Source organism: Candidatus Clostridium eludens (genome assembly GCF_045310515.1).
Classification (GTDB): domain Bacteria; phylum Bacillota; class Clostridia; order Clostridiales; family Clostridiaceae; genus Clostridium_B; species Clostridium_B eludens.
This window is the reverse complement of the sequence record NZ_JBJHZX010000023.1, coordinates 49,223-62,100: the sequence shown is the minus strand read 5'-3', so window position 1 is coordinate 62,100 and position 12,878 is coordinate 49,223. Positions and strand designations below refer to the sequence as shown.

Annotated in this window: 11 protein-coding genes; 2 read left to right on the top strand and 9 right to left on the bottom strand. The window is 30.8% G+C overall.

The features are described 5' to 3' along the window. Positions 1-4: 4 nt before the first annotated feature. Both ACJDU8_RS15385 and ACJDU8_RS15380 read right to left on the bottom strand, forming a co-directional pair. Positions 5-1,186 carry a nitrogenase component 1 gene (locus ACJDU8_RS15385; protein WP_406793038.1) on the bottom strand — a complete coding sequence of 394 codons (1,182 nt, stop codon included), beginning with the start codon at positions 1,184-1,186 and terminating at the stop codon, positions 5-7. Position 1,187: 1 nt separating this feature from the next. Continuing rightward, on the bottom strand, positions 1,188-2,660 hold the full coding sequence (locus tag ACJDU8_RS15380; RefSeq protein WP_406793037.1) for a nitrogenase component 1: 1,473 nt from the start codon (positions 2,658-2,660) through the stop codon (positions 1,188-1,190). Between the two features lie 337 nt (positions 2,661-2,997). Here ACJDU8_RS15380 and ACJDU8_RS15375 point away from each other — a divergent pair, with 337 nt between their 5' ends. Then, entirely contained in the window at positions 2,998-4,737 is a 1,740-nt protein-coding gene (locus ACJDU8_RS15375; protein WP_406793036.1) for a DUF4153 domain-containing protein, read from the top strand. Positions 4,738-4,844: 107 nt separating this feature from the next. Here ACJDU8_RS15375 and ACJDU8_RS15370 read toward each other — a convergent pair whose 3' ends face one another. The 7 genes from ACJDU8_RS15370 to ACJDU8_RS15340 form a co-directional block, all read right to left on the bottom strand. Further along, on the bottom strand, positions 4,845-7,142 hold the full coding sequence (locus ACJDU8_RS15370) for a PAS domain S-box protein (protein ID WP_406793035.1): 2,298 nt from the start codon (positions 7,140-7,142) through the stop codon (positions 4,845-4,847). A 578-nt stretch (positions 7,143-7,720) separates the two neighbouring features. After that, positions 7,721-8,596, bottom strand: coding sequence for an alpha/beta fold hydrolase (locus tag ACJDU8_RS15365; protein WP_406793034.1), 876 nt, complete (start codon positions 8,594-8,596; stop codon positions 7,721-7,723). Position 8,597: 1 nt separating this feature from the next. Beyond that, positions 8,598-9,197: a TetR/AcrR family transcriptional regulator gene (locus ACJDU8_RS15360; RefSeq protein ID WP_406793033.1), complete on the bottom strand. Its 600-nt coding sequence runs from the start codon at positions 9,195-9,197 to the stop codon at positions 8,598-8,600. A 181-nt stretch (positions 9,198-9,378) separates the two neighbouring features. Beyond that, a complete protein-coding gene (locus ACJDU8_RS15355; protein WP_406793032.1) occupies positions 9,379-10,521 on the bottom strand; it encodes an RNA-guided endonuclease InsQ/TnpB family protein in 1,143 nt (380 codons plus the stop codon). Continuing rightward, positions 10,505-11,128, bottom strand: coding sequence for an IS607 family transposase (locus ACJDU8_RS15350; protein ID WP_406793031.1), 624 nt, complete (start codon positions 11,126-11,128; stop codon positions 10,505-10,507). Before ACJDU8_RS15350 ends, ACJDU8_RS15355 begins: the two co-directional genes overlap by 17 nt. Positions 11,129-11,479: 351 nt before the next feature. After that, positions 11,480-11,743, bottom strand: coding sequence for a hypothetical protein (locus ACJDU8_RS15345; protein WP_406793030.1), 264 nt, complete (start codon positions 11,741-11,743; stop codon positions 11,480-11,482). Between the two features lie 83 nt (positions 11,744-11,826). Then, a complete protein-coding gene (locus tag ACJDU8_RS15340) occupies positions 11,827-12,456 on the bottom strand; it encodes an AAA family ATPase (RefSeq protein WP_406793029.1) in 630 nt (209 codons plus the stop codon). 222 nt (positions 12,457-12,678) lie between these two features. Between ACJDU8_RS15340 and ACJDU8_RS15335 the strand changes: the two genes are divergently transcribed. Further along, a complete protein-coding gene (locus ACJDU8_RS15335) occupies positions 12,679-12,837 on the top strand; it encodes a cyclic lactone autoinducer peptide (RefSeq protein ID WP_406793028.1) in 159 nt (52 codons plus the stop codon). The last annotated feature ends 41 nt before the right edge of the window (positions 12,838-12,878 follow it).

Below are 12,878 nucleotides of genomic sequence, written 5' to 3'. Positions count from 1 at the left end.
AATTTTATGTGCATATTGAACTGAGTCTATAAAAATAAGCCAAATTCAATATGTCCTCAACCAAAAATGACATTCCTTCAACCCCAGCATAACCACTTTTGCTAATACTAATCTTATCAAACACTGGATATGTATACTGCAGAAAAGGAATATCCAGTTCATTAGCTAATCCTCTCTCAAAAGACGATCCAAAAATCATTACTGAATTGGAGCTAACAACTTCATCTCTTATCTCCTCCCTGTCTTTTTTTTGTTCAGTATCAATTAATACATCTACAACCATTCCAAGTTCAACTTCTAAAAATTTTTTTAGTCCATATATTCTTGCCTTATCTCCTAAAACAGCTACTGGCATACCCATAAAAGTATCTATAAATGAGTGAAGTTCATTTAATAATTCTAATGATAAACTTTCCTTTTCATCAAAATTTTCATGGACTTCAATTGATAATGCTGCCAGTATTTTATTTACAAAAATTCTACTACCTGTTACTCCATATGGATAACTGACAGTTATATATGGGGTTCCAAATTTTTCTTTTAACATTTCTCCAACAAACTGGAACCCATCTAATACAACATTTACCACAGCTGATGGTACTTTCATAATATTCTCATAGCTATCATAGGGAAAAACGGAATTTATATATATGAAATCTTCCAGCATATTCTCTATATTAATTAAATCCGAATCAACTTTGTAATCATCAGAGAAAAAGCCTATTAAATTAATTGAATTTTTAATTATTTCTCCTGGCATCATTTCATCTATTAATAACTTAAATGCACTTTTCATACCCCTTATACCTGCATCATTGAAACCTGGTTCATTTAACAAAAAAATATTTTCTAAATTGTTCTTCTGTTTAAACCTATTAATGACATTTAGAGCATCATCATTTAGTATTTCAGGTATGCATCCCGTTATTACATATATAACTTCAGCCTCATAGAGTTTAACTATATTTTCTAAAGCTTCTTCTAAAATTTTTTCTCCTCCATTTACTATCTCTTCTTCATAAATAACTGTAGATGTCTGTCTTATATCACTTATTTTTGATGAAATATGAAATGCTAATGTTCCCCAGTTACAGCCAACTGTTGAATGAATTAAAATTACAGAATCTTTAATGCTTATAACTACTCTGTATGCTCCAAACAATCTACACTCACTATCACAATTCATCTCATTTTCCCCCTCTCTGCAGCCAGAGAATATCCCACATTTTTTTACTTATCTCCTCATTGACATTCACACTATTATAATTATCTAAAAGTAAGCTCTCATCCTCACGAAATACAGTTCTACTGATCATATCTATATAATGAAGTACAAATTTTTCATAATTATTAAAATCTAATGGTATAAATGATGGTGGATTAATATGTTTAGAATTTTGAATATGTGTATCCCCTATGCATAAATCTGCATTTTCTTCAAATGTAATGATTTTTTCTATATCAAAATTAATTTTCCAATTAACCTCATAATCTAATTCATTTAAACCTTCTAGTATATTTTCTTTTGCCATCTCAAACAATGTATCTTTAGAAAATAAACTCATATATCCATTTTGTTCAACTGTAACAACTACATATTTTATTTTTAGTTTTAATACGCAGCCATAAAAATAAATTAATTTATATATATCTCTAAAATCTTCACAATATATAGCACAAGTGTATTTACTCATCTTAAGCAATTTTTTTTCTAGCCTCTCCTGAATATGAACTTTCCGCTTATTTAAGTACTTACTTAATCTCTCATAAACTCCAATTTTCTTAGCTATATCTATATAAAATTCTTCAATTCCATTTAGACCCCTATAGCCATAATCTTCGTTTTTGACTATCATAAATTCCGTTCCATATAATTCTTTCATTTTTATTACCCATTTAACACGGCTTGTTATTATATTAAGTGCTGCTCTAGGTGCTGTTTCTAGTTCTTCAACAGAACAATTTGGTATAAACGCATTTATTTTTATTCCCATCTTCTCCAATTCTTTTTTTATGCCATTTACCATGGCATCTTCATGAATTCCCCAGTAAAAACCACATATGTTTATAAGCCTATTATCTACTTCTTGAGGTTTCATTACATTTTCAACCATTACCTCCATAGCTTCTGAAAACCCACAACTTTTTAAATTGCCATCATGAATCTTTTTCTTATCAGTGTTATTTTCACAAAAACTTTTTCTTGCATTACCTCTCTTATCAGCATGTGAAATCTTCTTTGATTTAACAAATAATAGCTTACAAGCAATTTGAGGCTGTAACTCTCTAATAACTCCTTCTATATCATCCCCAGTCATATCAACAGAGGATGCTGGAATAATGCCAATTAATGATGGATTATATTTTTTCGCCGTTTCAATAATTGCTTCTTTTAACTTTTCACTTCCCCCCATTATAATATCTTTTTCCTTTAAACCCGTACATTTTAGATTATATGCTGGCTTCCAGCTTCTTCTGCAAACATATCTGTAATGAAACCCACATCCGCTAGAACCATGTAAAATAGGAATGGCATTTTCAATTGTTGAAATTGCAAATATTGCTCCTGCAACCTTTCCACTTGGTGTAAACTCATGAATATATGGAACTCTATCATATAGATAACTATTTTTATAGAACTCTCTTAGACTTGTCTCCATTTTCCCACTCCTTTCTATAATTAAATCTAGACACTTTCAGAATTTTGCAGACATTAATTCACCTATGACAAATCATCACAAAACCATGCTAAATTGTATGAAACATATTATTTTCGTATGTGATTTATTATAATTTAATTTCATATTTATCACAATACTTTTTTAATATTTTATCATAAATTATATATATTTTTTAAACAATCAATTATTTATAGGAAAATTATTATCTATTTATCAATATTGGAGTTGTTATAGATTTACTATATATCATAAAATTATGCTAAATTTTATTTATGGTAAAATATTAACCATAATATATAAATTGAGGAGGTTACTGATGAGACTTGTAAACTGTATTAAAAACCTTTTAACTGGTCTATATTCTAGCTTTAAGAGATTTCCATTAACCATACTATTTTCAGCTTCTGTTGCCCTAGTACTCATAATAATATCAGAAATTAATCCTGGAAATAACACCTTGAACAGAATAGTTCTAGTACTTGCACTAGGAATTCCAGTATCACTTTGTATAAAGCTCTTTTTAGAAAGAAAGGGCTGGGAAGATAAATGTAAAATTTCTGTAGTAAGCTGTGCATGCGGAATGTTATTTTTAGTTTTATATTATTTTTTATTTTTAAAAAATACAGAAATGGTTTCTATTACAAGATACTTTGCTGTAAGTCTTTCACTATATATGGGATTTCTTTTTATACCTTATTTTCTAAAAAAAGAACAATTTGAAATGTATGTTATAATTGTCTTTACGTCATTTTTTATAACTATAATTTATTCAATTGTATTATACTTAGGACTTTCTGCCATTTTGTTTACAATAAATAAACTACTTGAAATAAAAATCTCAGGCAAAATTTACTATTACACCTGGTTACTTGTAGTTTTTATATTCTCAATGTCATACTTTCTCTCTGGAGTACCATCAAAACATAAAGAAATGTCTGTAAAATCTTATCCAAAACTATTCAAGATACTACTTTTATATATTGTAATGCCCCTACTAACAGCATACACAATAATACTTTATATATATTTCGGGAAAATAATAGTAACAAGACATTGGCCCGTTGGTATGGTTTCAAATTTAGTTCTATGGTATTCAATTATCGTTACTATGGTATTATTTTTTATTACCCCTATAAAAGATGAGAATTCCTGGCAAAATAGGTTTTTAAAATTTTGTCCTAAAATTATACTGCCTCTTATTATAATGATGTTTATTTCTCTCAGCATAAGAATAAATGCTTACGGCGTAACAGAAAACAGATATTTTGTAGCCATTTTAGGTATATGGGTATTTTTCGTAATGATTTATTTATCATTCATTAAAAAAATAAGAAATATAATGATACCCATTACCCTTTCTATAGTTTCTTTAATTTCTGTATTTGGCCCTTTAAGCAGTTATTCAATTTCAAAGATGAATCAGAATAATAGATTTGAGAAAATACTCATAAAAAATAATATGATAAGAGATAGGAAAATACAAATTAATCCTAATATTTCTACAGAGGATAAATCTAAAATAAATAGCATACTTGACTACTTTAATAAGAATCACAGTTTTAAAGAAATTAAATATCTCCCACAGGATTTTAACTTAGACCATATGAAGGATGTATTTGGATTTTCTTTTACTTCTCCAAACTATGGCTCTAATGAAGAATATTTCAATTTTACAAGAAAAGAAGATCATCAGTCCATAAATATATCAGGATATGATTACCTATTTGATATGTCAAGCATAAGCAGCACCGGTAATCCACCAAACTCCAATTTGACTGTTTGGTATGATTATGAAACCTCTATTATAAAAATGAATTATAAAGGAAATGAAATTTACACTAAGAATTTAAATAATTTTACAAATAACCTGGGGAAAAAACATTCTACACTTTCAAGAGAAAACTCCCTATCTCCTGAAGAAATGACATTAGTTGATGAAAATCAAAAAATAAAGGTGAAATTTATATTCTTAAATATATCTGGCAATAAAAATACATTAGATGAAACCATTAAGACTAACAGAGTTGATTTCTACGTACTTGTTAAAATGAAATAAAATTTTAATACTACAAATTCAATAATCTAAAGTAAAAAAGTGTAAGGAAAGGAAAAAGGGCAGTTTTGAAACTGCCCAGTTATACTTCTTTTAGATGATAGTTTTTTTTAAATATTAGTAGCCAAGCCATTGCCACTTTTCCACTTTAGCAGAGGCTTGTTCAATACTTTTTCAATAAATACACCTACTAATTGAGGATCAAAGTAAATACCTGAATTTTTTTGCAATTCCTCTATTGCAATTTCTTCTGTTAGGGCACTGCGGTAGCTTCTTTCACTAGTCATGGCATCATAGGTATCTGCTATAGTTATAATTCTTGATTGAAGTGGTATTTGTTCTTTTTTTAAAGATTTAGGATATCCACTTCCATCCCATTTTTCGTGATGTGCCAGTATATATTGAGCTATTTCTGACATGCCATCTACTGTACTGAGTATTCTATATCCTATCTCTGGATGACGCTTTATTTCTTCCCACTCATCATAGGTAAGCTTTTCCTTCTTATTAAGTATATTTTCTTCTACAGCTATTTTTCCTATATCATGAAGCAATCCTACAATTTTAAGTTTTTCAATTTCGCTTTCTGGTAAGCCAAGAGCCCTGCCCATACTTTTACATAATTCTGAAACTCTATAAGAATGCCGCTCTTCTATTTTACTTTTTTCATAAAGAGTCTTAATAATGGAATCTAAAGCTTTTCTTTTCACACTGGGACTTTCAAATAGCTTTCTCTTATACATATTATCTTCTGCTTTTTTTAAGATTTCTTCAATCTTTTCTTTTTTATTTCTTTTAGCTTCATATCCAAAAGAAATATCTACATAAACAGAATTTATTTTTTCTTTTGATACTATACTCTTAATGTGGCTGACAACCTGTTCTGTTTCATATACATCTGTTTGGGGCATTAAAATTACAAATTCATCACCACCCAATCTAGCGATAATATCTTTAGATCGGCACCCCTTTTTCATAGCTTCAGATGCTTTTTTTAGAAGTTCATCTCCTACAGCATGACCAAAAGAATCATTAATGAGCTTTAACCCATTCACATCTGCCATGACAACAGTTAAAGGAAAACTGCCTTGTATGTCCATTCGGTTTAGTTCTTCCTGAAAAAATCTTCTGTTATATAGCCCGGTTAACTGGTCACGATAACTTAGATACTTTAATGTCCGTTCCATTTGTTTTCGCTCACTGATATCTCTACACATGCAGTGGAAAACCTCTTTTCCATTAAGCAAAATAGCTGTCATCATGACCTCAACGGATAATAAAGTGCCATCAATTTTTTGATTCCACCACTCAAATTTAATTTTGCCATTTTGGACAGCTCTTTTTAATATGTCATCTTGTTTCTTTTTAGATATATTTCCGTCAGGTTGTTTTTCCGGAGAAAGCTCATATGGACTTTTGCCAATTATGTTCATCTTAGAATTATAGCCCAATAATTCAATAGTAGCTGTATTACAATCAATTATCTTACCATTTTCCAAGATAATCACTGCATCTGAAGAACTTTCAAATAGTGTACGAAAAGTATATTCACTTGCCTTTAATGCTTCCTCCCAGCGTTTTCGCTCAGCTATATCCTTATATATTCCAAATACACCTATTTGTTTATCTTCAAATAATATAGGATGGGCAAGTATATGCACATTAATTAAACTTTTGTCTTTTTTCATCCTAAAAGTTTCATATTCCATAACATTTCCATTCATAACACTTTGGGAAATATCTGTTGCCTCTTGAATTGCCTCACTTTGAACAATTCTATCATTTATATAATAATTTTTAAGTTCCTCCTTGGCGTATCCAAATAGTTTTTCAAATGCAGGATTTACATCAATAATTCTATCTTCATTGTCAAGTATGCATATGGCCTCAGGAGAATTCTCTAAAAGCTGGCTAAAATAAAGTCTCTGCAAATGTAGTTCCTGCTTCGATTTTTTTTCATAGGCAATATCTTTATACATAGCGCATAATCCAACTTGATTTGTATCAAATATAAATGGAAAAGCGATTACATTTACGTCTACTAACGAGCCATCCTTTCTTTTTCGTTTAGTTTCTGAATTAACAGTACCACCATGCATAATTATATTAGAAAACTGAAAAGCATCTTCTATATGAGAATTTGCAATAACATCATTTGCAGATAAACCTTTTATTTCCTCCGATTTATATTGAAAAATTCTTTCAAAAGATTCGTTAACGTTTACAATTCTATCTTCATTATCAAGTATAACAATTCCATCCTGAGAATTTTTAAATAACTCCTCAAAATACATTCTTTGTAATTTAAATTTCTTATTAAGCTTGTCTAACTCTCTGTCCTTTTTTATGTTTATGTAACTAAATATAAGGGATAGTCCTATTATGGTTACAAATAACGCCACATTCACTATTACAACACCTCTTTAAAAGTTGACCTCACAATATTAACCAAAGGCTTTAATATTGTAATATGTTCCTTGACCATTAGTATATAAATATGTTTTTTATAAGAAATATATTAATTTATTTGCATTTATACTATAATATGATATTACATTAATTATATATTAAAATGTCTAATTATTCTACATGTTATAATAAGTTCTTCTATTATTTTTGCATATTTTTCAGCATATATACAAAATACAAAAATAAAAAATGGACGCAATAACCGCCCATAAATTTCTTTGATTTTTTGACCTATAATGGCCACGCCAGTATATTTCATGTCTTCTTCTTATATTTGAACCTGGCCTACGGACGGTGAATTTATATAGAATTCCATTAAAGTAAAATAATTGATGTTGATACTTATATTTAAGAATTCAATCATATTTTCAATTGATTATTATTGATTAAATTGATTAAAATATAAATATAAATTTATGCTTATGTTTTTGACGGCTTTTTTTATATGGCCGTACGACAGAACAGGTTTCACATTCCTATTGTTTATAGCTAACCTTTACACCTTTCGAGTTACTGCCTACCAGCCTGCTTTTCGTATTGTCTCCCGTAATACTTTTTCCCAAAGTATGGGACTGCTCATATACTCGCCATGATGTCCGGGAAACGTAACGAAATCACAGGAGAGCCTATCGGCTAATATTTTCGCCGCTTTAGCATACCATGCATTTTTCTTTAGTCCGTATTGACCACAACCAATAAATATTTTGACACCGCTGTTTCTGAGAGCGTCAAAATCCGGCCTGTATCCTGTAACGGGTAATAACTCATTAAACAATAGTATATCAGACGCTTCTTTTGATGGAATGCGCTCCACATTACATGTTGTTTTATCCTGTTTCATATATTTGAGCACTTTCATGGTAGCCATCATTAAACGGACAGCCGGCAATTCGACGCCAAAGTAAAATTTCATCGCGCCCCATGCCGCACCCTTTCGTTTGCCAAGCTCATAACAGGATTTAAAAAATTCACTCCACTTTACAGCTTCGGCGTCGGCAAGTACCGATGGAATGGCAGCCTCATGGATAACTGCGGCATGTACCGCCTCCGGATAAGCGGTTGCCAAGTCAAGTGCTATGACCGCGCCGCTGCTGTTACCCACTACGATTGCGGACGTTTCCCCTGCAGCATTTAACACGGCAAGGGCATCCCGACTTTGCTGACGTATATCAAAATCATTTGGAAAATTCTTTGTGCTTCTGGCATTTGCACGCCTGTCGTATGTGATGACCTTGTACTCGTCAGCAAGAATGCAGGCCACAGGATAATAACCATCGCCATTACCGCCCGCGGGAGCTATAAACAAGATAGGCTTTCCTTCGCCGCGTACTTTATAATAAAGCTCGTCTCCTTCTGTTGACACTTTTCCATCATAGAACGTGATTCTGCTCATGCTAAGACCTCCTTATTCCTTCACGGATTATTCTTAAGAATGTTTTCATTCTTTTTTGATAAGTGTCTCCATCTGAACCTATGGCATAGAATGTTTCTTTTGAAAGCAGATAAACCATATCAATGACAGCTGCAGCGTCAACATCCTCACGAACCAGCCCACGCTGCTTATCCCGCTCAAAAAGTTTGATTACCGCCTGTTTATGCTCCTCCTGTAATTCAAAAAATTTTTTAACAAAAGGATCACTTTCTTTGGACTGTATCATTGTGATACGTACATACTCAGGTTTGGAGCTGTTAAGTTCAATAGTAGAGGCGAGTTTGTTTGCAAACTGAGTCAAGGCGTCACAATCACTGTTGTCCACCATATTTTTCTGTTCAATAGCTTTGATTTCCGTTGTAATTTTTTCAAGTACGAACATAAATATGTCTGCCTTGTCATTGAAATACTGATAGAAGCTTCCTCTAGGTATTCCTGCTGATTTCACAATTTGGTTAATAGAGGCATCGCTATATCGTTGCGTCGAAAACTCTTGAACAGCTGCTTCAAAAACAACTTTTTGCTTACTCTCTGGCAGGTTATAAAATGTTTCTTTAGGCATAACACACCGTTACCAAAAATCTATAAAAGTTTATAAAAAGATTATAAAAGTTTATTATTTTGTTTCTTTCCTACTTCATAGTGTTCCATTTTGCCGAGACTACTTTGGTTTGTATAACACTCTATAGGCTTTGCTACTTTTCAGTAGTGGGTTGTAACGAATACCCAATTTAGAATATCTTTTAAGCTGATATTTCTAAACCATACTTTGCAAGGTTATAGGAAGCATTCTTATCTCTATCAGCTACAAATCCACATTCGCATTTATAAGTTCTATCTGATAGCTTTAAGTCTTTTTTTATCCTACCACACTGGCTACAAGTTTTGCTTGAAGGATAAAATGTTGGTACTTGGATAAACTCTATTCCATATTTAGCACATTTATTTTTCATTTGAGTAATAAACATACTAAATCCTTGCTCTGCTATTGCCTTTGACAAGTGCTTATTTTTCATCATATTAGATACTTTCAAATCTTCCATAACTACTCTAAAAGGCTTGATTTTCACTATTTTAGATGTAGCTTGATGTATATGATTTTCTCTAATATGTGCTAATTTACTATGAAGTTTTTTAATCTTCTTTTCAAGTTTTGCAATGTTCGAGGTGTTTTGGTAACATGCTCCTTTCTTATTTTTTTCATATTTTCGTGAACATTGTCTTTGTAGTCTTTTTAATTTTTTTATTAGTCCTTTCACCTTTGCTGTCTTATTAATATTCTTTGTGTCTAATTCGTCAATATTAGTTACTGAAAGTGTTTTGATACCTAAATCTACCCCTACAGTAAAGTTTTTTAACTGTTCTTTTTTATCTTCCACTTCAATTTCAACGGCAACGGAAAGTACCCATACTCTACCATTAAAACTCACTCTTGGATTACTGAATTTATTTACTTTTGATAAATCAATGTCGTAGTTATGCCTACATTGTACTTTACCTATCTTTTCAAGATTAACTATGTTTTCTTTAAAGTAGATTTTATCGTATCTTGAATAAAATTTATCCTTAGACTTTCGCTTGCTTTTGAACTTAGGAAAACCACTTCCATTAAAAAAATTTTTATAGGCTTTATCTAAATCTCTTAGGGATTCTTTTAAGGTAGCATTGCTAACCTCATATAACCATTCAAAACCTTCTTGATTTTTAAGTTTTGTCAATTCCACACCTAATTCTGCAACTGATAACTTCTTTTTAGTGATTTCATAATGTTTCATCTGCTTATCTAATGCCCAATTAAACACATATCGCATCGAGCCTATGTGTTTCCACATAAGAACCTCCTGCTCTTTAGATGGGAAAAGTCTAATATTAATTGCCCTTTTCATCTTCTAACAGCTCCTTAATCATCTTCTTAGCTTTATTGGCTCTTTTACCTTGTAATCTACAACTGAATACTGTAACAATTTGAATTAAATCCTCAACCAATTCCTGTTCCTCGGTCTTTTCTGTATTATCAATTATTTCGATAGTTGCATTGAATTGACTACATAAGTTTTCAATAAGTTCAAATCCAAATCTTAGCAATCTATCTTTATAAAGAATAACTATTTTTTCTACTTGTGAGGTTGTTACTAGTTCTACTAATTGATTTAATCCTTTTTTATTGTAGTTAATTCCACTTCCTACATCAGATATAATATCAAATGAGTATCCTTTAGCAATCATATATGTTTTAACATTTTCAATTTGTCTTTCTAAATCATCTTTTTGCTTATTGCTTGATACTCTACAATATCCAATTATTTTGCGTTTCCGTTGCCTATTATCGTTTTTAAAACCAAAGAAATGATTAAGTTGTTCCTGTGAGTAGTATCTATAGCCACTTTCTATTACATGGTGTGGCTTAAGTGTCCCATTTTTATCCCAATTTCTTAATGTTTGTTCTGTTTTACCTATTAGTTTTGCAAATTCACCTATTGAATAATATTTCAAGTTAATCACTCCTTGAAATTATCATACAACAAACTATAAAAATATCAACAAATTTTCATAGAGTTTTATAAACTTTTCTTAACTGTCGTCAGCCTCCTTAACAAACAGTATAACATACTTCACATTATATGACAACCATGTCACATGACAATATTGTCATGTGCATATTCCCTATAAGCAAATCCTCGGTAGCACCATCAACATCCGAATTTCCCTCTCCAACACAAAAGCAGATACTCCTTAACGGGGTATCCACTTTTATGCTCATAACCATCTATTGGAAACAATATGAAAGAACCAGAAAACTAAGTGCGTCAATAGCAAGTAGAAATTAACCTATACTCTGATAAACTATTTTAAATACCACTTAGAAGCAATCATTGCTGTATTTAAATCTTTGGCAGTCCCTTTGTAACTATTTACTATTTTACCTTCTGCTTCAAGCTCGCATAACGTGTCAAAAGTTTTTATCAAACATGTAGGGTTAGTTAAATCATCAACATCTTTTGCGTCAATCGGCAATATGACTCCTATTGGGCATAAGTTATGCAAACTTGTATACTTGTTTGTTTTTAGGAACTCCAATATTTTTTGTTTTAGTTCATCTTTATTCACTTTCACATCCCCTTTTCCATTTTTAAATATATTCTACAAATTGTGTTAAAATCCCTTTAATTGTCGAATAATTTTTGCGTTAATTATAAATCTTCTCTTCTTATAATCCTTTTTATATCCTCTAAAACTTCTTCTATACTTCTATTAGCATCTATAACATAATCGCATTTAATGATTTTAAAAACATCTCTATCATATTTTATTCTTCTATATACTTCTTGCTGTGTTGTCGTTTTTATTTGCATTCGCATTCTTTTTTGTTGATTTCTACTTGATGGAACAAACTTGATTTTCTCACAACCTCTATTAATTATCCTAGCTTTTCTTTTCCGTTCGTCTGCCTTCAAATATATAACCATTATTTCAGCATCTTTTACCTTTTCTTTTAAATATTTAACTCCTGTGGGATCTATTATATAAATGCTAGTTCCTTTACCTTGATATTGCTCTTTGGTTGACCAATAATGAGCCTTATCAAAGAAGGTATAGGCTATTATATTTTCTTCATCTAAAGCTCCCTCAAAACCCTCTTTTCCATTATCTACAGTTATAGAGGGAACAATATCAACAAAGATATGTCCCCTTTCTCCCTCATGTCTAGGTTTTCTGGTTGTATACGACCGTATGTAATTATACCCTTCCTTTTCTAATAGTGTTGCCATAGTAGATTTACCACTACCCGATTCACCTACTAAACATATTAATTTATCCATATTTTTCACTCCTTATGTTAATATGTACGATATATTTCGTTCTTCCTTTTTCTTTATTAAAACACTTTGGGCAGATAAATTCCATAAAACTGACTTATGCTTTTGCATTTAGGAAAATAAAACTTGATTTTCTTAAGTTTTATTTTTTTTAAAAAATAGCAGGAAAATTCAATATATTGTAGAATTTATAAATTAATATGCTTTACAGGAGGGATATGGAAAATGAAATCGTTGAAAAAAGAAAAATTAAAAGAAGAGTTATTAGAAAAAAGTATGAAAATGGTAGGATCTGTTTCTCTGCTTTTGTCAGAAATAGTTATGACTCCTACATGTTGGGGGATGGGACACCAGCCAAAATGTCCTGATGAGCTTCTAAAATAATTCATTAGGTTTTTTATAAATGTTGTAGATTTTTTATGAAT

Coding starts and splice junctions, on each gene's coding strand:
- ACJDU8_RS15385 (WP_406793038.1), bottom strand. CDS start 1,186: ATGAATTGTGATAGTGAGTGTAGATTGTTTGGAGCATACAGAGTAGTT.
- ACJDU8_RS15380 (WP_406793037.1), bottom strand. CDS start 2,660: ATGGAGACAAGTCTAAGAGAGTTCTATAAAAATAGTTATCTATATGAT.
- ACJDU8_RS15375 (WP_406793036.1), top strand. CDS start 2,998: ATGAGACTTGTAAACTGTATTAAAAACCTTTTAACTGGTCTATATTCT.
- ACJDU8_RS15365 (WP_406793034.1), bottom strand. CDS start 8,596: ATGAGCAGAATCACGTTCTATGATGGAAAAGTGTCAACAGAAGGAGAC.
- ACJDU8_RS15360 (WP_406793033.1), bottom strand. CDS start 9,197: ATGCCTAAAGAAACATTTTATAACCTGCCAGAGAGTAAGCAAAAAGTT.
- ACJDU8_RS15355 (WP_406793032.1), bottom strand. CDS start 10,521: ATGAAAAGGGCAATTAATATTAGACTTTTCCCATCTAAAGAGCAGGAG.
- ACJDU8_RS15340 (WP_406793029.1), bottom strand. CDS start 12,456: ATGGATAAATTAATATGTTTAGTAGGTGAATCGGGTAGTGGTAAATCT.
- ACJDU8_RS15335 (WP_406793028.1), top strand. CDS start 12,679: ATGAAATCGTTGAAAAAAGAAAAATTAAAAGAAGAGTTATTAGAAAAA.